Source organism: Kitasatospora mediocidica KCTC 9733 (assembly GCF_000744225.1).
In the GTDB taxonomy this organism is placed as follows: Bacteria; Actinomycetota; Actinomycetes; order Streptomycetales; family Streptomycetaceae; genus Kitasatospora; species Kitasatospora mediocidica.
Map to the genome: position 1 here is coordinate 611,133 of NZ_JQLN01000005.1, position 23,201 is coordinate 634,333.

Consider the following 23,201-nt stretch of genomic DNA (forward strand, 5'->3'; position numbering starts at 1 on the left):
TCTCATCATTCCATCCGCAGCCTGCCCACAACAAGCCCGGGTGGGCGGGCTGACTCAGCCCTGCCCCTCCTCGGGTGGCGCCGCACTCCCGCCGTCCACGCCGTTCCCCGGCTCGGCTCCGCCCTCGGCTCCGCGCTCCGCAGCACTGGGCCCACTCTCGCGCTCCGCAGCGAAATGACAAGCCGAGTCGTGCCCGGCGAGCCCGCCCAGCCAGCTCGGGGAGACCAGCAACGGGACCTCGGTCGCGCAGCGGTCCTGGGCCTTCCAGCAGCGGGTGCGGAAGCGGCAGCCGGAGGGCGGGTTGGCCGGTGAGGGCACATCGCCGACCAGCACGATCCGGTCCCGCGCCTCACGCGCCGCCGGGTCCGGCAGCGGCACCGCGGAGAGCAGCGCCTGGGTGTACGGGTGCGTGGCGTGCTCGTAGATCTCCAGGTCGCTGCCGATCTCGACCAACCTGCCCAGGTACATCACGCCGACCCGGTCCGAGATGTGCCGGACGATCGAGAGGTCGTGCGCGATGAACATGTACGAGAGGTTGAACTCCTTCTGGAGCTGGTCCAGCAGGTTGATCACCTGTGCCTGCACCGAGACGTCCAGGGCCGAGACCGGCTCGTCGCAGATGATGATCTCCGGACGCAGCGCCAGTCCCCGTGCGATGCCGATGCGTTGGCGCTGCCCGCCGGAGAACTGGTGCGGATACCGGTTGATGTACTCGGGGTTGAGCCCGACCACGTCCAGCAGATCCTGAACTGCCTTGCGACGGTCGCCCTTCGGCGCCACCTCGGGGTGGATCTGGAACGGCTCGCCGATGATGTCGCCGACCGTCATCCGCGGGTTCAGCGAGGTGTACGGGTCCTGGAACACCATCTGGATGTTGCGGCGCACCGCCTTCAGCGCCGGTCCCGAGAGCGTGGAGATCTCCTCGCCCTTGTACCGGACCGAGCCTGCGGTGGCCGGCTCCAGGTTCATCAACACCTTGGCCAGCGTGGACTTTCCGCAGCCCGACTCCCCCACGATGCCGAGCGTCTCGCCCTTGACCAGGTCGAAGGAGACCCCGTCGACGGCCTTGACCGCCCCGACCGGCTTCTTGATGATGACGCCCTTGGTCAGCGGGAAGTGCTTGACCAGGTCCCGGACTTCGAGGATCGCCTCGCCCTGCTGGACGGGGGGCGTGAAGGCCGTCTCCCCCGGCTTGGCCGCGCCGAGCGCGGTGGCGCCGTCAGTCATGGAGGGTCTCCTTCCAGAAGTGGCAGGCACTGGCCCGCCCGGGCGCGGTGACGCCCGCGTCGTCCGTCACCTCGAAGAGCGGCGGCACCGTGGTCCGGCAGATGTCCTGCGCGCGCGGGCAGCGCGGGTTGAAGGCGCAGCCCGGCGGGATCCGCAGCAGGTTCGGCGGCAGGCCCTTGATCGCGTAGAGCTCCTGCCCCTTCTGGTCCAACCGCGGGATCGAGTCGAGCAGGCCGCGGGTGTACGGGTGCGCGGGGTGGGCGTAGAGCTCGTGGACAGGGGCGGTCTCGACGATCCGTCCGGCGTACATCACGGCGATCTTGTCCGCGACGTCGGCGACCACGCCGAGGTCGTGGGTGATCAGGATCAGCCCCATGTGGTACTCGGCCTGGAGCTCCGCCAGCAGGTCCATCACCTGGGCCTGCACGGTCACGTCCAGGGCCGTAGTGGGCTCGTCGGCGATGATCAGGGCCGGCTCCAGGGCGAGCGCCATCGCGATCATGATCCGCTGGCGCATACCGCCGGAGAACTGGTGCGGGTAATCGCCGACGCGCTGCGCGGCGGCCGGAATCCGCACCCGGTCCATCATCTCGATCGCCTTGGCCTTGGCGTCCTTGCGGCTCAGGCCCCGGTGCACCCGGTACATCTCGCCGAGCTGCATGCCGACGGTGTGCACGGGGTTGAGCGAGGAGAGCGCGTCCTGGAAGACCATCGCCATCTGCGCGCCACGGATCTTGCGGCGCTCCTCGGAGCCGAGCTTGAGCAGGTCGCGGCCCTTGAAGAGGATCTCGCCCGAGGCGATCTTGCCCGGCGGGCTGTCCAGGATGCCCATCACGGCCTGCGCGGAGACCGACTTGCCGGATCCGGACTCACCCAGGATCGCCAGGGTCTCGCCGGCCCGGACCGCGTAGTCGACCCCGTTGACCGCCTTGGCCACGCCCTCCCTGGTGTGGAACTCGACGTGGAGGCCACGGACCTCCAGAAGGGGCGCGTCGTGGCTGTCGACGGTGTCCTGACCGGCTTCGGCCGACCTGCTGCTCGCGCTGGTGCTGCTGCTCATGCTGCTACTCATGGCTGGTGGGGACCTCTCTCAGCGCAGCTTGGGGTCGAGAGCGTCGCGGACCGCGTCGCCGAGCATGATGAACGCCAGCACAGTGAGGCTGAGCGCCCCGGCCGGGTAGAGCAGGATGTGCGGCGCGTTGCGGAAGGTGTCCGCGGCCGAGGAGATGTCGATGCCCCAGGAGACCGTGGGCGGCTTGAGCCCGACGCCCAGGAAGCTCAGGGTGGCCTCCAGGGAGATGTAGGTACCCAGGGCGATCGTGGCCACGACGATGATCGGGGCGACGGCGTTCGGCAGGATGTGCCGCAGCATCAGCCGGGAGTTCCCGGCGCCCAGCGCCCTGGCCGCCGTGACGTAGTCCTGCTGTTTGGCCGTGATCACCGCGCCTCGGGCGATGCGTGCCAGCTGCGGCCAGCCGAGGACCACGATGAACGCCACCACGATCCAGATCGACTGACTGGGGATCACGGAGAGGAAGACCAGGCCGCCGAGCAGGATCGGGATGCCGAAGAAGATGTCGGCGATCCGCGAGACGACCGAGTCGAGCCAGCCGCCGAAGAACCCGGCCAGGCCGCCCAGCAGGGTGCCGGTCAGTGCGGCGCCGGCGGTGGCGCAGACGCCCACCGTGATGGAGGCACGGGCGCCGTGCACCGTACGGGCGTAGACGTCGCAGCCCTGGTTGTCGAAGCCGAACGGGTGTCCGGACTCGGCCCCGGCCTGGGACTTCGAGAGGTCGCACTTGAGCGGGTCGGTCGAGGTAAACAGGGTGGGCCAGATCGCCATGATCACCAGGAAGATGATCAGCAGCCCGGAGATGATGAAGATCGGGTTGCGCCGCAGGTCGCGCCAGGCGTCCTGCCAGAGGCTGCGCGCCACGACCCGGTCCTCCAGCGCGGGAGTCTCCGGGTGGTCCGCCAGCCGTTCGGCCTTGATTAAGCTCTGGCCCTCCATGGTGCCGAGGTCGAAGGTGCGGCTCTCCACCGCACTCGGCATCTCCTCCTCGCCGGTCCCGGCCTCGGCGAGCGGGTCCGCTTCGTTGTACTTGTCCTGATCAGGCATAACGGATCCTCGGGTCCAGAACCGCGTAGAGCAGGTCGACGAGCAGGTTGGCCGCCAGGAAGACGATGACCAGGATGGTCACGAAGCCCACCACGGTGTTGCTGTTCTGACGGACGATCCCCTGGTAGAGGTAGAAACCCACGCCGTGGATGTTGAAGATGCGCTCGGTGACCAGCGCACCACCCATCAGCGCACCGAGGTCGGTACCCAGGAAGGTGACCACCGGGATCAGCGAGTTGCGCAGCAGGTGGTTGATCACCACGCGCCGCCGCGGCAGGCCCTTGGCCGTCGCGGTCCGCACGTAGTCGGCCTTGGAGTTCTCGGCGACGGTGGTCCGGGTGAGCCGGGCGACGTAGGCGAGGGAGACCGAGGCCAGCACGATGCCGGGCAGCAGCAGCGACTGCAGGGTCAGCGGATCACCGGCGGTCGCCGGCAGGATCCCCCACTTCACGCCGATCAGGTACTGCAGCACGTAGCCCGTGACGAAGGTCGGGATCGAGATGACCACCAGGGTCAGGATCAGCACGCTGTTGTCCGCCATCCCGCCCCGCCGCAGGCCGCTGATCAGGCCGAACCCGATGCCGAAGACCACCTCGATGGTGAACGCCACCGCGGTGAGCTTGAGCGTCGCCGGGTAGGCGGTGGCCAGCAGTGAGGTGACGGACTGCCCGCTGAACGTGGTCCCGAAGTTCCAGCGGAACAGGTTGCCCATGTACTTGACGTACTGAAGCCAGAGCGGGTCGTTCAGGTTGTACTGGGCCCGGATCTGCGCCGCGATGGCCGGGTCCGGCGCCTTGTCCCCGAAGAGCGCGTTGACCGGGTCGCCCAGGGCGTGGACCATCACGAAGATCAGGAAGGTGGTCCCGATGAAGACCGGGATCATTTGGAGCAGCCGTCTGAGGACGTAGCGTCCCATGCGTTCCTCCTCTGAGCCGTCGGCACCGCCGCGGCCGGCCCAGGCGACCCGAGGTCGCCGGAACCCGCCGCGGCTGCCGACTACTTGACGGTGATCGAGGTGTAGACCGGGACGCTGAACGGGTCGAGCATCACGTTGCTGACCTTGTCCGACCAGCCGGCCGTGCCGTTCTGGTACCAGAGCGGGATGGCCGGCATGTCGGTGGCCAGCATCTTCTCCGCGGTCTGGAAGTCCTTGACCGAGTCCGTCGGGTTCGGCTGGGCGTTGGCCTGGCTCACCAGCGCGTCGAACTGCTGGTTGCTGTAGTGCGAGTCGTTCGAGGAGCCGTCGGTGGTGTAGACCGGCTGCAGGAAGTCCTGGATCAGCGGGTAGTCCATCTGCCAGCCGGTCCGGAAGGCGCCGGTCATCTGCTTGCTGGTGATCTGGTTGCGGAAGTCCGCGAAGGTGCCGACCGGCCGACCGACGCACGCGGTGGTGTTGCCCAGCGCGTTGTTGATGCTGTTGCAGGTCGCGTCGACCCACTCCTTGTGCGGGCCGTCGGCGTTGTAGCTGATGGTCAGCTGACCACCGGGGATCCCACCGCCCTGCTGGATCAGCGCCTTGGCCTTGGCCGGGTCGTAGTTGCAGGCGTCGCCGCAGATGCCGGCCTGGTAGCCGCCCGCCGCGCCGAGCACCGGGGAGGTCCACTCGGTCGCCGGCGTACGGGTGGACGTGAACACCACCTTGGTGATGGTGGCCCGGTCGATCGCCATCGAGATGCCCTGGCGCACCAGCTTGGCGTTGTCAGTGTTCCAGTCAGCCTGGTAGAGCGGGAACGAGATGGTCTGGATGATGCCGGCCGGCTGGTTGATGTAGCGGCCGTTGAGGTCACCCTGGATGGTCTTCAGCGCGGAGTTCGGCACCCCGTTGTCGACGTCCAGGTTGCCCGACTGGAGGTCGGCGTAGGCCGCGTTGGTGTCGGTGTAGACCTTGAGGTCGATCCCGCCGTTCTGCGGCTTGATGGTGCCGCTGTACTGCGGATTGGGCCGCAGCTGCATCTTCTGGCTGCGCGTCCACGAGGAGATCTCGTACGGGCCGTTGCCGATCGGCTGGTTGAGGTAGCCCGCGTGGTTGGAGAAGAAGGTCTTGGGCAGCGGGTAGTACGCCGAGTAGCCCAGGGTCTGCGGCCAGGTGGAGAACTTCTGGCTGAGGGCGACCGTGAAGGTGTTGTCGTCGATCACCTTGAGGCCGGACATGGTCTGCGCCTTCGGCGCCCCGCTGGTCGGCGCCACGTCGTTGAAGCCGTCGATGTAGCCGAAGAAGCTCGCGTTGACCTGCTTGTTGGTGACCAGCGCGCCGTAGTTCCAGGCGTCGACGTACGAACTGGCGGTCACCGGTGTGCCGTCGCTGAACTTCCACCCGGGCTTGAGCTTGACCGTCCAGTTCTGCTGGTCCGTCGAGGTGATCGAGTCGGCGTTGGCGTTGTTGGCCGCGCTCGTCTTCGGGTCGTAGGTGATCAGACCCGTGAAGATCATGTTGAGAACGGCGCCGCCGTTCACCTCGTTCGTGTTGGCCGGCTCCAGCGGATTCTGCGGGTCACCCCACCACGCCGTGACGACACCGGCGGAGTTCGTCCCGCCGCCGCTGCTCTTACTGCTGCTGCATCCCGTGACCACCAGGGCCAGGGATGTCGCTGCGATGACGGCCCAGCGCGCTCGGGTTGCTGCCGGCATGAAGGTTCCTCCTCGACGTGTGTGTCGCATCACACCCCATCAGAAGGCAGGTCCTGCGGTGGCGCACCCGCAGTAGGGCCGGATGAGGGACCCACGGCTCGGCGGGGTCCCCCGATGTGATGACGGGTCAGACCGAGAGGGCGTCATCGTGAAAAGCCGCCGGCCGGACCCCGTGAAGGGGTCCGGCCGGCGGCTTTTGAACAGGGTGGGTCAGTTCTTCTTGGCGCGCGAGGCGGTACGCCCGCGCTCCTTCTGGTCCAGGACGACCTTGCGGATACGCACGGTCTCCGGGGTCACCTCGATGCACTCGTCCTCGCGGCAGAATTCCAGGGACTGCTCCAGCGAGAGCTTGCGCGGCGGCACCAGGTTCTCGGTGGTGTCGGAGGAGGCCGCACGCATGTTGGTGAGCTTCTTCTCCTTGGTGATGTTGATGTCCATGTCGTCCTGGCGCGAGTTCTCGCCGACGATCATGCCCTCGTACACCTCGGTGGTGGGCTCGACGAAGAGCGTGCCGCGCTCCTGGATGCCCATCATCGCGAACGGCGTCACGACGCCGGCCCGGTCGGCCACCAGCGAACCGTTGTTGCGCATCCGCAGCTCGCCGAACCACGGCTCGTGGCCCTCGAAGATGCTGTGCGCGATGCCGGTGCCGCGGGTGTCGGTCAGGAACTGGGTACGGAACCCGATCAGACCACGCGACGGGACGATGAACTCCATGCGGACCCAGCCGGAGCCGTGGTTCGTCATGGTCTCCATGCGGCCCTTGCGGACGGCCATCAGCTGGGTGATCGCGCCGAGGTACTCCTCGGGGCTGTCGATCGTCATGCGCTCGACCGGCTCGTGGGTCTTGCCGTTGACGATCTTGGTGACCACCTGCGGCTTGCCCACGGTCAGCTCGAAGAGCTCCCGGCGCATGGTCTCGACGAGGATGGCCAGCGCCAGCTCACCGCGGCCCTGCACCTCCCAGGCGTCCGGACGCTCGGTCGGCAGGACGCGCAGCGAGACGTTACCGATCAGCTCCTTGTCCAGACGGTCCTTCACCATGCGGGCGGTGACCTTGTGGCCCTTGCCGCCCTTGCCGACGAGCGGCGAGGTGTTGGTGCCGATGACCATCGAGATGGCCGGCTCGTCCACCGTGATCAGCGGCAGCGCGATCGGGTTCTCCAGGTCGGCCAGGGTCTCGCCGATCATGATGTCGGGGATACCCGCGACGGCGCAGATGTCGCCGGGACCGGCCACCTCGGCCGGCTTGCGGGTGAGCGCCTCGGTCATCAGCAGCTCGGTGATCTTGACCTGCTGGATCGAGCCGTCACGCTTCATCCACGCGACCTGCTGGCCCTTGCGCAGCTCGCCCTGCTCGACGCGGCAGAGCGCGATACGGCCGAGGAAGTTGTCGGCGTCCAGGTTGGTGACGTGCGCCTGCAGCGGAGCGTTCTCGTCGTACTCCGGCGCCGGGACGCTGCCCAGGATGGTGGAGAAGAACGGCTCCAGCGAGTCGCTGTCGGCCGGCACGGTGCCGTTCTCCGGCTTGGTCAGCGAGGCCACACCGTCACGCGCGCAGGCGTAGACGATCGGGAACTCGATCTGCTCCTCGGTGGCGTCCAGGTCGAGGAAGAGGTCGTAGGTCTCGTTGATGACCTCGTCGATCCGGGAGTCCGGACGGTCGGTCTTGTTGATGCAGAGGATGACCGGCAGCTTGGCGGTCAGCGCCTTGCGGAGCACGAAGCGGGTCTGCGGCAGCGGGCCCTCGGAGGCGTCGACCAGCAGAACGACCGCGTCGACCATGGAGAGGCCGCGCTCGACCTCGCCACCGAAGTCGGCGTGGCCCGGGGTGTCGATGATGTTGATCGTGATCGGCGCGCCACCCTCCTTCGGGTGGTACTTGACCGCGGTGTTCTTCGCGAGAATGGTGATGCCCTTCTCGCGCTCCAGGTCGTTCGAGTCCATCATGCGGTCGTCGAGATGCTGGTGAGCCGCGAAGGCACCGGCCTGCTTGAGCATCGCGTCAACCAGGGTCGTCTTGCCGTGGTCGACGTGGGCGACGATGGCTACATTGCGGATGTCATTGCGCGTGGGCATGCGGAGCGAACTCTCCCGGAGTCGTGGGTTGTGGCGCCCCGGCTGCGAATCCCTTGACCGGTCCACCCGCCGGGCACGACATGCCACGGCTCCTCCTATGGTACGTGGAACCATCCAGCGCGGCAGATTCGGGCAGCTCACAGCGGTCAACGCCGTAGGAAACCGAGGTCCTGCCAGCGCGGCCAGGTGAATCCGAAGGCCCCCGCACCGGCCACACCCGTGCGGACGGCGACCAGCTCGGGGCGCTGGTAGAGCGGCACCGAGTGGCCCAGCTGCCAGATCCGGACGTCGGCCTGGTGCAGCAGCTCGGCCTGCGCCGCCGGGTCGGGCTCGGCGGTGGCCCGGTCGAAGAGCAGGTCGATCTCGTCCGTCCCCGAGCCGCCGTAGTTCTGCCCGGTGACCGGTCTGCCGTCGGCGCCGGGCCGGGGCTTGGCGTAGAGCGGGCGCTCGTCGGCGGCGGGGAAGGCGGTGGCCGGCCAGGAGAAGAGCGCGAGGTCCCAGTCGCCGCCGGTCAGGTGGTCCCGGACGAAGCCGTCGGCCGGGACGGCCTGCGGGTGCACGGTGATCCCGTCCGGGGCGAGCTGGGCCACCAGGGCGTCGGCGGCGCGGCGGGCGGTGGCCGAGCCATCGGGCAACAGCAGGGTGAGGTCCAGGTGCAGGTTCCTGGCGGTGGCGGCGATCGTGCCGCTGTCGTCCTGGTAGCCGTCCTGGTCGGCCATCAGCAGGTGGTTGCCGAGCGGGACGGCGGGCAGGCCGAGCGGGCCGAGCGCCGCCTCGGCGACCGCCTGACGGTCCACGCAGGCGGCCACCGCCCGGCGGACGGCGGGCTCGGCGAGCGGGCCGCGGGCGCCGTTCAGGGTCAGCTGGGTGAAGGAGGGCGCGGCCGCCCGGTGCAGGGTCAGGCCCGGGAGCGACTCGGCGCGCTTGACCGCCTGGAGGGAGGAGTCCACCGCGCCGTCCAGCGCGGCGACGTCGACGGTGCCCTGGTCGAGGGCGTCCAGGCGGTTCGGCGTGGCCAGGAAGTCGATCCCGTCGACTTTCACCGGGTCACCCCACCACTGCGGGTTGCGGACCAGCGAGGCCCTGCCGGCCTTGGCGTCCAGCGACTTCAGCACCAGCGGGCCGGCCGTCACGGGCAGTCCGGCCGCCGGGTAGAGCGGGCTGAAGAGCGCGCGCCACTGCGCGTACGGCTGCTTGAAGACGACCTTGACCTGGTGCGGATCGGCGCCGGGGGCGATCGACTCGATCGCCGCGTAGCCGGGCAGCGAGCCGCGCAGCTCGGTCCACTGGGCGGTGAAGTCGGCGGCCGCCAGCGGCTTTCCGTCGCTCCAGACGGCCTTCGGGTTGAGCCGGTAGACGACCGTGCGACTCGTCGCGTCGGCGTCGGCGCCGGCCAGGAAGTCCGGGTCCGCGGTCGGGCGGGCCCGGTCGTCCGGCCGGAAGAGGCTGGGCAGCAGGGCGTGCGCGATCAGCTCGGTGTCGGCGGTGGCGGTGGGCCGGTAGACGTCCAGCGAGGCGGGCACCTCGTCCACCGCCCAGCGGACCGTGCCGCCGTCGCGGACCGACGTACGGTCCCCGGGCGTCAGGTCGGACGCGGGCTGCGGCGGCGGGGCCGCGGGGGCCGGACGCGGGGCCGAGGAACAGCCCGCCAGGGCGCCGAGCACCACGGCGGCGGCGACAACTCTGCGCAGGACCGAGGTGTTGGTCATACCGTCCACTCAACTGCACTCATGCCGAAGGGAGCTGACGGCACGACAGCCGGACACCCGGTTGGGTGAGCGAATCCTGTCCGAGGGGTTCCCGTTCATTGTGATCAAGGTCACACTCGCAGGATGACCATAGCGATCCCGGAACGCACACTCCGTACCGACCGCTGGTGGCTGCCACAGCTCGCGACGGCGGCCGGGCTGCTGGCCTTCATCGCCTACTCGACCTGGCGGGCCTTCGAGGGCGCCCACTACTACGCGGCGCCCTACGTCTCCCCCTTCTACTCCCCCTGCCTGGCGGCGAACTGCGCCACCATGCGCGGCGGGGCGGACTGGGCGCTGGTGGGCGACTGGTGGCGGCTCTCGCCCGCTCTGCTGGTGCTGGTCTTCCCGCTCGGGTTCCGACTGACCTGCTACTACTACCGCAAGGCCTACTACCGGGCCTTCTGGTCCTCGCCGCCGGCCTGCGCGGTGGCCGAGCCGCACGCCACGTACAGCGGCGAGACGCGCTTCCCGCTGATCCTGCAGAACCTGCACCGGTACTTCTTCTACCTGGCGATCCCGGTCGCCGGGATCCTCAGCTACGACGCGGTGCTGGGCTTCCGCAACGCCGACGGGGCCTGGGGGCACGCCGGGCTGGGCACCCTGGTGCTGGTCGTCAACGTCGGGCTGATCTGGGCCTACACGCTCTCCTGCCACTCCTGCCGGCACATCGTCGGCGGCCGGCTGAAGCACTTCTCCAAGCACCCGGTGCGCTACCGAGCCTGGCAGCTGGTCGGCCGGCTCAACGCCCGCCACATGCAGTTGGCCTGGCTCTCGCTGGCCTCGGTCGGGCTGGCCGACCTGTACGTGTACCTGGTCTCGTCGGGCGTCTTCGCCGACCCGAAGTTCTTCTGAGAGGGAACCCTGCATGGACAGCTACGACGTGGTGGTGGTCGGCGCGGGCGGGGCCGGGCTGCGGGCGGCGATCGAGGCGCGCGAGCAGGGCATGCGGGTCGCGGTGATCTGCAAGTCGCTCTTCGGCAAGGCCCACACGGTGATGGCCGAGGGCGGGATCGCCGCGGCGATGGGCAACGTCAACAGCGGCGACAGCTGGCAGGTGCACTTCCGCGACACCATGCGCGGCGGCAAGTTCCTCAACCACTGGCGGATGGCCGAGCTGCACGCCACCGAGGCGCCCGAGCGGGTCTGGGAACTGGAGACCTGGGGCGCGCTCTTCGACCGGACGGCGGACGGCCGGATCTCGCAGCGCAACTTCGGCGGCCACGAGTACCCGCGGCTGGCGCACGTCGGCGACCGGACCGGGCTGGAGCTGATCCGCACCCTCCAGCAGAAGATCGTCTCGCTCCAGCAGCAGGACTTCCGGGAGTTCGGCGACCACGAGGCCCGCCTGAAGGTCTTTCAGGAGTACACCGTCACGCGGGTGTTGAAGGAGGCCGACCGCGTCGCCGGGGTCTTCGGGTACCTGCGGGAGAGCGGGCAGTTCTTCACCATCGCCGCGCCGGCCGTGGTGCTGGCCACCGGCGGGATCGGGAAGTCGTTCAAGGTGACGTCCAACTCCTGGGAGTACACCGGGGACGGCCACGCGCTGGCGCTGCTGGCCGGGGCCGCGCTGCTGAACATGGAGTTCGTCCAGTTCCACCCCACCGGCATGGTCTGGCCGCCCTCGGTGAAGGGGATCCTGGTCACCGAGTCGGTGCGCGGCGACGGCGGGGTGCTGCGCAACAGCGAGGGCCGGCGCTTCATGTTCGACTACGTCCCCGAGGTCTTCAAGGGCCAGTACGCCCAGTCCGAGGAGGAGGCGGACCGCTGGTACGCCGACCCGGAGCACAACCGCCGGCCGCCCGAGCTGCTCCCGCGCGACGAGGTGGCCCGGGCGATCAACTCCGAGGTCAAGGCCGGGCGCGGCACCGCGCACGGCGGCGTCGAACTGGACGTCTCCAGCCGGCTGCCGGCCGAGGAGATCATCCGGCGACTGCCCTCGATGTACCACCAGTTCAAGGAGCTGGCGGATGTCGACATCACCCGCGAGCCGATGGAGGTCGGCCCGACCTGCCACTACGTGATGGGCGGCGTGGAGGTGGATCCGGAGACCGCCGCCAGCCCGGCCGTGGCCGGCCTGTACGCGGCGGGCGAGGTGGCCGGCGGGATGCACGGCTCCAACCGGCTGGGCGGCAACTCGCTCTCCGACCTGCTGGTCTTCGGCCGCCGCGCCGGGCTGCACGCGGCTCGCTACACGGCCGCACTGGCCACCCGTCCGGTCGTCGACCAGGCCCAGCTGGACGCGGCGGCCGCCGAGGCCCTCGCCCCGTTCGGCGAAGACAGCGAGGACGGCGAGAACCCGTACACGCTGCACCAGGAGCTCCAGCAGACCATGAACGACCTGGTCGGGATCATCCGGCGGGCCGGCGAGATGAAGCAGGCGCTGGACCGCCTCGCGGTGCTGCGCCGGCGGGCGGCCCGGGTCGTGGTGGAGGGCCACCGGCAGTTCAACCCGGGCTGGCACCTGGCCCTGGACCTGCGCAACATGCTGCTCGCCTCGGAGTGCGTCGCGCGGGCGGGACTGCTGCGCCGGGAGAGCCGGGGCGGGCACACCCGGGAGGACTGGCCGGGGATGGACCGGGACTGGCGCCGGGTCAACCTGGTCTGCACGCTGGGCGAACAGGACGTGCAGGTGCGCCGGCAGGCGAATCCGCCGGTCCGCTCCGATCTGCTGGCGCTCTTCGAACGCGACGAACTGGCGAAGTACTTCACCCCTGAGGAGCTGGCCGATGAGCAAGGACGTTGAGTTCCGGATCTGGCGGGGCGAGGGCGGGCAGGGAGATTTCGCGAGCTACCGGGTGGAGGTCAACGAGGGCGAGGTGGTGCTCGACCTGGTGCACCGCCTGCAGGCCACCCAGGCACCGGACCTGGCGGTGCGGTGGAACTGCAAGGCCGGCAAGTGCGGTTCGTGCAGCGCCGAGATCAACGGGCGGCCGCGGCTGCTCTGCATGACCCGGATGTCCGCGCTGCCGGCCGGCGAGCCGGTGGTGCTCACCCCGCTGCGGGCCTTCCCGTCCGTCCGCGACCTGGTCACCGACGTGTCGTTCAACTACGTCAAGGCGCGCGAGGTGCCGTCCTTCGTGCCGCCCGCGGAGCTGAAGCCCGGCGAGTACCGGATGCGGCAGGAGGACGTGAACCGCTCGCAGGAGTTCCGCAAGTGCATCGAGTGCTTCCTGTGCCAGGACACCTGCCACGCGGTGCGCGACCACGAGGAGAACAAGGCCGCGTTCGCCGGCCCGCGGTTCCTGATGCGGGTCGCCGAACTGGACATGCACCCGCTGGACGCCGCCGCGCAGGCCGGCCTGGACCGCAAGGCCGATGCCCAGGACGTGCACGGCCTCGGCTACTGCAACATCACCAAGTGCTGCACCGAGGTCTGCCCCGAGCACATCCGGATCACCGACAACGCGCTGATCCCGCTGAAGGAGCGGGTCGCCGACCGCAAGTACGACCCGCTGGTCTGGCTCGGCTCGAAGATCGGCCTGCGACCGAAGAGCTAGACAGAGCTGGACAGTGCGGGATAGAGCTAGATACCCAGCTCGAACCAGACGATCTTGCCGTGCGGGGTCCGCCGGCTCCCCCAGCGCTCCGCCAGCAGACTGACGAGTTGCAGGCCCCGGCCGCCCTCGTCGGTCTCCTGGGCGCGGCGCTGGCGGGGCTGGGCGTACCCGTCGTCCCAGACCTCGCAGACCAGGTTGGTGTCGCGCAGCAGGCGCAGCCGGATGTCGCCCCGGCCGTGCCGCAGCGCGTTCGTCACCAGCTCGCTGACCAGCAGTTCGGTGGTGTCCACCAGCTCGTCCAGGCCGCGCACCAGCAGCCAGCCGCAGGCCAGTTCGCGGGCCTTGGAGACCGAGGTCGGCTCCGGCGGCAGCCGCCAGTCGCCGACCGCGTCCTCCGGGAAGGCTCGGACCCGGGCCATCAGCAGGGCGATGTCGTCCTCGCCGTGGTGCGGGTCCAGCTCGCTGAGCACCTGGTCGCAGAGCTTCTCCAGGCCGGGTGAGCCGTTCTGCAGCGCGGTGCGGAAGGCCAGCAGGCCCTCGTCCAGCTGGTGCTTGCGGGACTCCACCAGGCCGTCGGTGTAGAGGCCGAGCAGCGCGCCGTCGGGGAGGGTCAGGGTGACCTCCTCGAACGGCTCGCCGCCGACGCCCAGCGGGAGGCCGGGCGGCACGTCGAGCATCCGGGCGTCCTCGCCGGGGCTCAGCAGCACCGGCGGCAGGTGGCCGGCGTTGGCGAAGACGCAGCGCCGGGTCACCGCGTCGAAGACGGCGTACACGCAGGTCGCGAGGTAGACCTCGACGGCCTCCTCGTCGCCCGAGTCGGGGACGCCGAGACCGCGGGCGATCTCGTCCAGCGCGGTCAGCACCTCGGCCGGCTCCAGGTCGAGCATCGCCAACGTCCGTACGGCCGTGCGGAGCTGACCCATCGCCACGGCCGCGCGCAGGCCGCGGCCCATCACGTCGCCGATCACCAGTGCGGTGCGGTTGCCGGGCAGCGCGATGACGTCGAACCAGTCGCCGCCCACCTCGGTGTTGTTGTTGCTGGGCCGGTAGCGGCAGGCGATCTCCAGGCCGCTGGCCTCCGGGTTGCCCGGGGGGAGCAGGCTGCGCTGCAGGATCAGCGCACGTTCGTGCTCGCGGCGGTAGAGCCGGGCGTTGTCGACGCAGACGGCCGCGCGGGCGGCGATCTCCTCGGCGATCGCCACGTCCCGGGCATCGAAGGGCTCGCTGCCGATCGCGCGGGAGAGCTGGATCAGGCCGAGCACGACGTCCCGGGCCACCAGCGGCACGACCAGGGTGCTGCGCAGCAGCGGGTCGGGACCGGGCTCGGGGATGGCGCTGCGGCCGGTGCGCAGGGCGCGGGCGTGCGGGGAGCGCGGGGGGTAGCAGAGCGTCCCGCCGGGCTCGGCGCTGGGCAGCCGGGCGTCGGTCGGCGAGGGATCGCCGCCGAGCACCGAGGAGGCGTCGCCGACCACGCTGGAGACGGCTACCCGGCGCAGCTCGCCGCTGCCGTCGTACGGGCCGCCGCCGGCGCCACCGCCGAGGGACGGGCCGCTCTCACCGGAGAGCAGCGCCGAGTACAGGTCGACGGTGGCCAGGTCGCAGAACTGCGGGACGACGACGTCCAGCAGCTCCTTGGCGGTGGTCTCCAGGTCGAGGGTCGAACCGATGTGCGCGCTGGCCTCGTTGACCAGCGCGAGGTTGCGCCGGACCCCGGCCGCCTCGCGCTCGGCGACGTGCCGGCTGGTGACGTCGTGCACCTGGCCGGCCACGCCCATCGAGCGGTCGCCAGGGCCGGTCAGCCGGTAGAGCGAGATCGCCCAGCGGCGGTTGCCGCCGCGGGTCGGCACCGCGCCGCTGAAGCGCAGGTCGACCACCGGGTCGCCGCTGGCCAGCACCTGGCGCAGGGCGGCCTGCAGCCGCTCGGCCTCGGTGGCCGAGAAGAGGTCGTGGGCGGTCAGGCCGGTCAGGGCCTCCGGTTCGACTCCGACCGCCTCGGCGAAGGAGCGGTTCACCCGCTGCAGCTTCAACTGCTGGTCGAAGAGGAAGAAACCGCTCGGGGTCTGGCCGAAGACCGCCTCGGAGGCGGCCAGATCGGTCTCGATCCGACGCAGCTTGCCCAGGTCGACCGCCAGGCAGAGCGCACCGGCGGCCGTGCCGCCCTCCTCCGCACCGGCGGCGGCCGGCATCAGGTAGACCTCGGCCAGGCCCTCGGCGCCGCCGCGGTCCCGGTAGGGCGCGGTGCCGATCCACTCCTCGCCGGCCAGCGCGCGCTCCAGCCGGTCGCGTCCGCGCCGCCACAGCTCGCGCGGGACGAGCGTGGTCACCGGGTCCGCGCCGACCGCCTCGGAGGCGGGCAGCGCGAAGAAGTCCGCCGCGCGTTCGCTCCACTGGCTGATCCGTCCGTCCGGACCGATCGCGAAGGTGGCGACCCGGATGTACTCGTAGATCGAGCCCGGATCACTGTGGCCCCAGCGGCCGGAGTCCGGCACTGGGGTCGATGGTGCGGGACCGCCGACCGGTGTTCCCGGTTGCCCGGGTACGGCGGCATGGCCACCGCCAGTCAGCGCTTCCCGCGCCGGCATGCTGTTCAAGGACCGACCCCTCCAACCCGCGCCCATCCGGATGTCGAGAAGACCGAGTATTCATCATCCAGGGGCACCCGCACACGCCCTCAACATCACAACATCAAATCGGGGGAAGGATTTTGTTCCCAGGCGCGCGCTACCCCCCTGCCACGCGCGCGCCCCCGGTTCGCTGCCGCACGCCCACCCCAAGTTTGTCATGAACAGACACTCCATTTTCGCTGTTCCGCGCGATCAGCCCCTCCGGATCATTCCTGATTCGGTTCCTTCCCCGGCAATTCCTGCTCGAACCAGACCACCTTGCCCATTCCCTCCGCCCTGGCACCCCAGCGCAGGGCCAGCCGGCGCACCAGCTCCAGGCCCCGGCCGCCCTCGTCGGCCTCCTCGGCGTGCCGCTCCTTCGGCGGGTCGGGCAGCGGGTCGGAGATCTCCACCAGCAGGGTGTCACCGAAGGTCAGCCGTACCCCGATGGGGGCACTGGCATACCGGACGGAGTTCGTGACCAGCTCGCTGACCAGGAGTTCCGCGGTGTCGGTCAGCTCCTCGATGCCCCAGTCGGTGAGCGCTCCGCGGACCAGGCGGCGGGCCCGGGAGACCGCGGTGGGCTCCGCCGGGAGCGTCCAGCCGACTGTGCGCGCCCCCTCCTCACCCCGTCCGAGCCGGGCCAGCAGCAACGCGACGTCGTCCGGCTCGCGCCCCTGTTCCATGGTGTCGAGGACCGCCTCGCACGCGTGCTGAATGGACACATACGGCTTCTCCAGCACGGACTGCAGCCGGCCGAGGCCGACGTCCAGATCCTTGTCCCGGGACTCCACCAGGCCGTCGGTGCAGAGCGCCAGAATGCTGCCCTCGGGAATCTGCAGTTCGACCGATTCGAACGCGACGCCGCCGACCCCCAGCGGGGCGCCCGAGGGCAGGTCCAGCACCTGGCCCACGCCGCCGGGCAGCGGGCTGCCGCTGCGGGCCGGGCCGATGATCGGCGGCACCACCAGGACCGGCGGGATGTGCCCGGCCTTGGCCACCACCAGACGGCCGGTCGCCGGGTCGTACACGGCGTAGACGCAGGTGGCCAGCAGCGCCTCGTCCGGGCCCTGGGCCAGGTCGTCGGTCAGCTCGTGGACGTGCCGCAGCAGCACGTCCGGGGGCAGGTCGAGGGCGGCCAGCACGCGGACTGCGGTACGCAGCCGGCCCATCGTGGCGGCGGCGCGCAGGCCGTGGCCCATCACGTCGCCGACCACCAGCGCGGTGCGGTCGCCCGGCAGCGGGATGACGTCGAACCAGTCGCCGCCCACCTCGGTGCCGCTGCTGCCCGGGACGTAGCGGTAGGCGACCTCGACGCCGGTCGGCTGCGGGACCTGCTGCGGGAGCAGGGTGCGCTGGAGGGTCAGCGCGGCGGTCCGCTCGCGGGCGTAGAGGCGGGCGTTGTCGAGCGAGCTGCCGGCCCGGTCGGCCAGCTCCACGGAGAACGCCAGGTCGTCCCGGTCGAACCCCTCGCGGCGACCGGCCCGGCTGACCACGAGCAGCCCGATCACCAGGCCCCGGGCGCGCAGCGGGACGACCAGCATGGAGTGCGTGCCCAGCTCCAGCGCGGCCCGGACCTTGGGGTCCCCGGGGTAGGTGGCATCCTCCAACTCGTCTGCACCGGAGAGGAGTTCGGGAACACCCGTACGCAGCACCCGGCCGTAGCAGGACTCCTCGGCGAAGGTGATCCGGGCGCCGCGGCGGAGCATCACCTCGACCTCCTCACCGTCCTGCACGGCGGCCACGCCCAGTTGCAGCAGCGAGGTCCGGCGGTCGTGGCCGTGCCGTGGCAGGTCGTCGCCGTGCGCCACCGCCTGGAGCAGGATCGCCGCCGCGAAGTCGGCCAGCTGCGGGACCACGGCGCTGGCCAGCTCCTGGGCGATCCGCGAGGCGTCCAGCAGGTCGCCGACCCGCGAGCCGAACTCGTTCAGCAGGGCGAGGCGGCGCCGGGCGTGCTCGACCTTGGCGACCGCGCGGTAGCGGTCGGTGACGTCCATCACGGTGCCCGAGATGCCCAGCACCTTGCCGGCCCGGTCGGTGAGCCGGCTGTAGGAGACCGAGCGGTAGCCGCCGGCCCGGGCGGTCACCGGCGAAGCCAGCGTGACGTCGATGACCGGCTCGCCGGTGGCCAGCACCTGGCGCTGGATCACCGTGATCTCGTCGGCGGCGCGTTCGGGCAGCGTCTCGCCGGTGGTGCGGCCGACGTGGTCCTCGGCCATGACGCCGTTCATGTCGGCCAGGGTCTGGTTGACGGCGGTGTAGCGCAGCTCGGCGTCGAGCACCGCGATGCCGAGCGGCGACTGCTCGAAGAGCGCGTCGCGGACCGCGAGGTCGCGCTCGACCGCCTGCAGCGTGCGGGCCTCGGCGAGGGCGGCCAGCAGGAACGGGGTGCCGTCGCCGTCCACCAGGAGGGAGATCCTGGCCTCGACCGTGACCATGGCGTTGTCGCGGTTGCGCAGCTGGGCCAGGCCCTTCCAGCTGCCGGTGCGCACCGCGGTCCGGAACGCCTCACGGGTCGCCTCGACCCGCTGCTCGTCCACCATCAGCTCCTCGATCCGGCGGCCCACCAGGAGCTCGCTGGGCCAGCCGAGCAGGTCCTCGGCGGCCGGGCTCCAGAGCACCACCCGGCCGGAGGTGTCGAGCATCGCGATGGCGACCCGGACGACGTCGAAGAGGCTGCCCTGGGTGCGGTCGACCAAGCTCTCCTCGCCGGCCGCGCCCGGGTAGGGCACGGACGGGGAGCTGCGGACGGTGGGGACGCCGGGGGCCGGCAGCACGCCGTCCGGGAGGATCCCCGGGGTGTCGGGGCCCGGGGTCGCCGGGCGACGGCGCCCGGCGGCGGAGTCGCCGTGCGGGCCGGGCCCGTCACCGGGACCGGGCGCGGCCTCCCTGGGGAGGCGGCGGGCGCGCAGCCGGGCCCGGGCCGCGGCCCCTCCCGTTCGCCGGGGGAGGCCGGCCTGGGGGCGCCGCTCTCCTGCGCCGCTACCCGTACTCGTCACCGACGGGGCCTCCGGGCTCTCGGGCGGCGCGCCGCGGCCGGTCGCCGGGGCGCGATGGGCACGACTCACCAAGCGTGACGAACCATGCCGAAATGTGACATACCCAGCTGAAACCTTCGCTACCCCAGCGATTGGGTCATCTTTTCCGATTGGCCCACCTCTGGCGCCGGTTGCTCCGCGCCGCTGCCGCCCGCGGTGAGCAGCCGGGCGACCTCGGGGAGCACCTCGCGGTCGTGCTCCAGCCAGTCCAGGCCGGACAGCTCGGCCGGGCCCAGCCAGCGCAGCTCGGAGTGGTCCTGCAACGGCCGCGGATCGCCGGAGAGCAGCTCGGCCGCCCAGATCCGCAGGACCAGGCCGGTCCGCACCGTCCACTCCCCCGCCAGCCGGTCCAGCGCCCGGGCCCGGACGCCCAGCTCCTCGTACAGCTCGCGCTCCAGCGCCTGGCACTCGCTCTCGCCGGGCTCGGCCTTGCCGCCCGGGAACTCCCAACGGCCCGCCACCTCGGCCGGCGCACTGCGCCGGGCGGCCAGCACCCGGCCCCGATGGATCAGGGCCCCACCGACGACGATCCGGTTCTCCATGGCTCGACCATAGAGCCTGACCAGGGGCGACGACGGATCAGCTCGCGGACTCGGCCGCCGCCACCCAGTACAGCTGCTTGTGGCCGCGGGCCTCGAACTCGGCGGCCAGCGCCTCGGCCGCCTCGCGGGTCAGGTCACGGGCGACCAGGAAACGGTTGCCGTTGTCGTCCTGGCGCAGCACGCGCCAACAGGGTGCGGCGGGATCGGTCATGGCCGCAGCCTACGCAGCCCGGCCGGCGGCGCGGCGGGGTGCGTTCGGTCGTGCCGTGCCGGGCCCGGCTCGGTGGGGGTCGAGTCGGGCCTCGGCACGGCACCGGCCGCCCCGGTGCCGAAGCGTAGGAGCGGCCCGCTAACGGGGCGTACGGACGAGGTTTCCGCGCTGTTAGGCAGCTGGTGGCCTGGTTAACAGCGCGTAAGCCGAGGTGGCCGAAGGTCGCTCGGGGTACCGTCCGACGCCCCTGCCCCACTGGTGTGCGCACGGCCGACGCCGGCGGTGCGCCACTCGCACCGGCCCGCCCCCGCCGCGTTCGTACCCTGCCTCCGCGTGCCCCCGTCCGAATCAGCGCGCATGCGGAGCCACTGCGACGTCCGCGTCCGGCGCCACCGGGGCCGGTGTCGAGAACGACCGCAGCATCGAGAGCGCGCACGACGACGGAGTCCGACCGGATGATACCGACGTGGACACCTCACGTACGACTATCGCAAGGGTGGACCGGCTATCGCGTCGGCGCAAGGTGCTAGCGGGGTCCTTCACCTCCAGCTCACGCCGACTGCGCACCGCACCTCGGCCCGGCGGTCGCCGGACCGGCCGGGCGGGCCCGGCTCAGACGCTCTGCGGGGCGCTCGAGCCGGGAGTCGAGGAGGTGAGCCAGGAGTCGTCGGTGGAGAGGTTCAGCAGCTTGCGGACCGCCTTCTGCTGGTCATAGGCCCGGTGCTGGTCGGCCTCGGCGAGCTGGAACCTCAGATCGTCGAGCCCGGTCGACGCCGCGGCCCCCTTGAGCGCCGGGATCCGCAGCTGCAACTCGGCGACCTGGGCGGCGACCGCCTCCTTGACCCCCGGGTCCCAGGCGTCCCTGGACAGCTGCGCGGTCTGCACCTCCAGCACGGTGGTCATCTGCTCCGCCCAGGCGCGGAAGTCCGCCGGGGCGGCGCTGACCGCGCCGCTCGGGCGCTTGCCGGCCTCCTGGTCGATCGCGTCCATCGCCAGCAGGTACTCGTACTGCGCCGCGGTGGTGTTGCCGGAGTCCTTGCGCAGGGAGCCGGTCAGCTTGGCGTCCGCCTCGGTCAGGAAGCAGGTGATCGTCCGCTCACCGCTGTCCCAGTCGGCCCGCTGCGGGTAGTAGTAGTGCACCAGCACGGCGTCCGGGACGGCCCAGTTGTCCATGGAGTAGTCGTTGGCCAGCTGCCCGCAGGCGTCGGCGACCTGCTGCTCGCGATCCGGCTTGTCCGGGTACTCGTCGCCCGCGATCACGGTGGTGCCGATCGCCTCGCCGTCGTGGGCGCGGTCGCAGCCGATCACGCTGACGCCGTGCGAGGCGCGGTTGAAGCACTGGCCCGCCGTCAGCTGCGAGGCGGACGTACGGCTGGCGCCGAGGTCCTGGAGGGTGCCGCCGGGCATGACGACCAGCGCCACGGTCGTCAGCAGGCCCAGCAGCGACAGCACCAGACCCGACACCGCCAGGCCCGCGCCACGTTGGTGGCGGCGCGGGATCTGGACCAGGCCGGTGATGCCGAAGCCGATGGCCAGCGGCCAGAGGAAGCAGGTCAGCGCGCTGACCAGGGCGGCGACCGCGAAGCCGTTGATCGGCGCCTGCATCTTGGGCGGAGCGCCGGCACCCCAGGCGGCGAACGGGTCGGCGGCCGGGTGGGCGGGAGCGCCGTAGGGGGTGGAGGTGTACGGGTCGGCGGTGTACGGGTCGGGCGTGTAGGTGGTGGGGACGAACTCGGCCGGCTCCGGCGGCGCGGGTGGCGCGGGTGGAGCCGGTGGCACCCAGGGGTCCACCGGGTGCGGGGGCTCGGTGCTGTCCCCGGTACTGCCCTCTGCCGTCATGACGTCCCCCCGCACGCGCGTGCGCCTGTTCGATGAAGCCGCGACTCTAGCCGACCCGTCCGACCCCGCTCAGCCGCGGGCCAGGATCTCCCCGTGCAGCACGCCGAACCAGCCGTCCGGGTCCATCGACCAGCGGCGCCAGCCGTCCGCGATCCGGGCCAGCTCCGGCTCGTCGGCCAGCCCGTGCTCCAACGCGGTCGTGGCCATCCCCGAGCCGACCACCCGGTCCGCCCAGGACTCGCCCCACCACAGCCGCTCGCCCGCCGTCGCGTACGTCCAGCTGGAGGACGAGGCACGCACCTCGGTGAAGCCGGCCGCCCGCGCCCAGGCCAGCAGCCGCCGCCCGGCGTCCGGCTCGCCGCCGTTGGCCCGGGCCGCCTGCCGGTACAGGCTCAACCAGCTCTCCAGTTCCGGCAGTTCGGGATACCAGGTCATCGCCGCGTAGTCGGCGTCGCGGGCCGCGACCAGGCCGCCGGGCGCGCACACCCGGCGCATCTCGCGCAGCGCGGCCACCGGGTCGCCGACGTGCTGCAGCACCTGGTGGGCGTGCACCACGTCGAACTCGCCGCTCGGACCGGGCAGCGCGTGGACGTCGGCGACGACGAACTCGACGTTGTCGATGCCGCGGCCCGCGACGTACGCGGCGGCCTGCTCCAGGACCTGCTCCGAGGTGTCCATCGCCACCACCCGGCCGGCCGGGCCGACCAGTTCGGCCAGGTCCGCGGTGATCGTGCCGGGTCCGCAGCCGACGTCCAGCACGGCGGCCCCCGGACGTACTTCGGCCAGCAGGTAGGCGGCGGAGTTGGCCGCCGTCCGGCTGCGGTGCGAGCGCAGGACGGAGTCCCGGTGGCCGTGGGTGTAGACAGTCTGATGCTCTGTCATGACGCTTCTCCTCAAAGGTTCGACAGCCCTTGTGCAGCAGTGCGACCCTAGCTCGCGTCTCAGCCTGTAAGAAGATCTGTTCCAGATTGCGAGACAACGGGAAAAGCCCTTCCCGCCCGGACCCACCGCCGCGGATACTCGGACCATGGGAAAGACTTATGAGCGAATCGACGGCCGGTTGCGCACGTTCATCGAGGCCCAACCCGTCTTCTTCACCGCGACCGCGCCACTGGCCGGTGACGGTCACGTCAACCTCTCCCCCAAAGGCCGGGCCGGCACCCTCGTGGTACTGGACGAGCGGACCCTCGCCTACCTGGACTTCGGTGGCAGCACCGCCGAGACCATCGCCCACCTGCGCGAGAACGGCAGGATCACGCTGATGTGGTGCGCCTTCACCGGCCCGCCCACGGTCGTGCGGGTGCACGGCACCGGCGAGGCGGTGTTCCGGGACGACCCGCGCTTCGCCGACCTGCTGGCCCGCTTCAGCGAGGAGGCGGACGGCGCGGGGCTGCGCGCGGTCGTCCTGGTCACCGCCGACCGGATCAGCGACTCCTGCGGGTTCGCCGTCCCGTTCATGGAGTACCGCGAGGAACGGACGCTGCACGCCGAATACTTCGGCCGCAAGAACGAGGACGAGTTCGCCGCCTACTGCGCCGGCAAGGAGCTCGTCGGCGTGAGCGTGGACGGCCTGCCGGCCCTGCCGCTCCCGCTGCCACCGCGCCCGCGGTGAGGCCGGGGACCGCCGCCCGGGTCGTACGGTAGGCAGTCCCGACCGAACGGAGTAC

At 71.1% G+C, this 23,201-nt stretch carries 17 protein-coding genes; 4 read left to right on the forward strand and 13 right to left on the reverse strand.

The features are described from left to right. Positions 1-54: 54 nt before the first annotated feature. The 7 genes from BS80_RS16800 to BS80_RS16830 all read right to left on the reverse strand — a co-directional run bounded on the left by BS80_RS16800 (position 55) and on the right by BS80_RS16830 (position 9,762). Positions 55-1,227, reverse strand: coding sequence for an ABC transporter ATP-binding protein (locus tag BS80_RS16800; protein ID WP_083974814.1), 1,173 nt, complete (start codon positions 1,225-1,227; stop codon positions 55-57). Further along, positions 1,220-2,287 carry an ABC transporter ATP-binding protein gene (locus BS80_RS16805; RefSeq protein WP_083974816.1) on the reverse strand — a complete coding sequence of 356 codons (1,068 nt, stop codon included), beginning with the start codon at positions 2,285-2,287 and terminating at the stop codon, positions 1,220-1,222. The genes BS80_RS16800 and BS80_RS16805 overlap by 8 nt, the downstream gene beginning before the upstream one ends. 30 nt (positions 2,288-2,317) lie before the next feature. Then, the gene (locus BS80_RS16810; RefSeq protein WP_035798275.1) at positions 2,318-3,346 is read right to left on the reverse strand and encodes an ABC transporter permease; all 1,029 of its coding nucleotides are present in this window, start codon (positions 3,344-3,346) and stop codon (positions 2,318-2,320) included. Next, positions 3,339-4,262, reverse strand: a complete 924-nt coding sequence (locus BS80_RS16815) for an ABC transporter permease (protein WP_035798277.1) — start codon at positions 4,260-4,262, stop codon at positions 3,339-3,341. The genes BS80_RS16810 and BS80_RS16815 overlap by 8 nt, the downstream gene beginning before the upstream one ends. Before the next feature lie 80 nt (positions 4,263-4,342). After that, positions 4,343-5,974 (reverse strand): peptide ABC transporter substrate-binding protein, encoded by a 1,632-nt coding sequence (locus tag BS80_RS16820; RefSeq protein ID WP_157536320.1) that lies wholly within the window; start codon positions 5,972-5,974, stop codon positions 4,343-4,345. A gap of 210 nt (positions 5,975-6,184) precedes the next feature. Next, positions 6,185-8,053: a translational GTPase TypA gene (gene typA / locus BS80_RS16825; RefSeq protein ID WP_035798281.1), complete on the reverse strand. Its 1,869-nt coding sequence runs from the start codon at positions 8,051-8,053 to the stop codon at positions 6,185-6,187. Positions 8,054-8,199: 146 nt separating this feature from the next. Continuing rightward, a complete protein-coding gene (locus BS80_RS16830; protein WP_035798283.1) occupies positions 8,200-9,762 on the reverse strand; it encodes an ABC transporter family substrate-binding protein in 1,563 nt (520 codons plus the stop codon). Positions 9,763-9,885: 123 nt separating this feature from the next. Between BS80_RS16830 and BS80_RS16835 the strand changes: the two genes are divergently transcribed. Genes BS80_RS16835 through BS80_RS16845 form a run of 3 tightly spaced genes read left to right on the forward strand, consistent with a single transcriptional unit; the run spans position 9,886 to position 13,301 of the window. Continuing rightward, entirely contained in the window at positions 9,886-10,656 is a 771-nt protein-coding gene (locus tag BS80_RS16835) for a hypothetical protein (RefSeq protein WP_035798285.1), read from the forward strand. A gap of 13 nt (positions 10,657-10,669) precedes the next feature. Next, positions 10,670-12,547 carry a fumarate reductase/succinate dehydrogenase flavoprotein subunit gene (locus BS80_RS16840; protein WP_035798287.1) on the forward strand — a complete coding sequence of 626 codons (1,878 nt, stop codon included), beginning with the start codon at positions 10,670-10,672 and terminating at the stop codon, positions 12,545-12,547. After that, positions 12,531-13,301, forward strand: coding sequence for a succinate dehydrogenase/fumarate reductase iron-sulfur subunit (locus tag BS80_RS16845; protein ID WP_035798289.1), 771 nt, complete (start codon positions 12,531-12,533; stop codon positions 13,299-13,301). Before BS80_RS16840 ends, BS80_RS16845 begins: the two co-directional genes overlap by 17 nt. Before the next feature lie 26 nt (positions 13,302-13,327). On the opposite strand, the gene BS80_RS16850 is transcribed toward BS80_RS16845, so the two are convergent. The 6 genes from BS80_RS16850 to BS80_RS16870 all read right to left on the reverse strand — a co-directional run bounded on the left by BS80_RS16850 (position 13,328) and on the right by BS80_RS16870 (position 22,416). After that, on the reverse strand, positions 13,328-15,883 hold the full coding sequence (locus tag BS80_RS16850) for a SpoIIE family protein phosphatase (RefSeq protein ID WP_083974818.1): 2,556 nt from the start codon (positions 15,881-15,883) through the stop codon (positions 13,328-13,330). A 248-nt stretch (positions 15,884-16,131) separates the two neighbouring features. Continuing rightward, the gene (locus tag BS80_RS16855) at positions 16,132-18,903 is read right to left on the reverse strand and encodes a SpoIIE family protein phosphatase (RefSeq protein ID WP_083974820.1); all 2,772 of its coding nucleotides are present in this window, start codon (positions 18,901-18,903) and stop codon (positions 16,132-16,134) included. A gap of 119 nt (positions 18,904-19,022) precedes the next feature. Then, positions 19,023-19,484, reverse strand: coding sequence for a (deoxy)nucleoside triphosphate pyrophosphohydrolase (locus BS80_RS16860; RefSeq protein WP_035798290.1), 462 nt, complete (start codon positions 19,482-19,484; stop codon positions 19,023-19,025). Between the two features lie 37 nt (positions 19,485-19,521). Further along, positions 19,522-19,695 (reverse strand): SPOR domain-containing protein, encoded by a 174-nt coding sequence (locus tag BS80_RS41885; protein ID WP_198045546.1) that lies wholly within the window; start codon positions 19,693-19,695, stop codon positions 19,522-19,524. Positions 19,696-20,307: 612 nt separating this feature from the next. Further along, positions 20,308-21,534, reverse strand: coding sequence for a DUF4190 domain-containing protein (locus BS80_RS16865; protein WP_035798291.1), 1,227 nt, complete (start codon positions 21,532-21,534; stop codon positions 20,308-20,310). Between the two features lie 69 nt (positions 21,535-21,603). Continuing rightward, positions 21,604-22,416 (reverse strand): methyltransferase domain-containing protein, encoded by an 813-nt coding sequence (locus BS80_RS16870; RefSeq protein WP_035798292.1) that lies wholly within the window; start codon positions 22,414-22,416, stop codon positions 21,604-21,606. Positions 22,417-22,561: 145 nt separating this feature from the next. Between BS80_RS16870 and BS80_RS16875 the strand changes: the two genes are divergently transcribed. Further along, on the forward strand, positions 22,562-23,146 hold the full coding sequence (locus tag BS80_RS16875) for a pyridoxamine 5'-phosphate oxidase family protein (protein ID WP_035798293.1): 585 nt from the start codon (positions 22,562-22,564) through the stop codon (positions 23,144-23,146). The last annotated feature ends 55 nt before the right edge of the window (positions 23,147-23,201 follow it).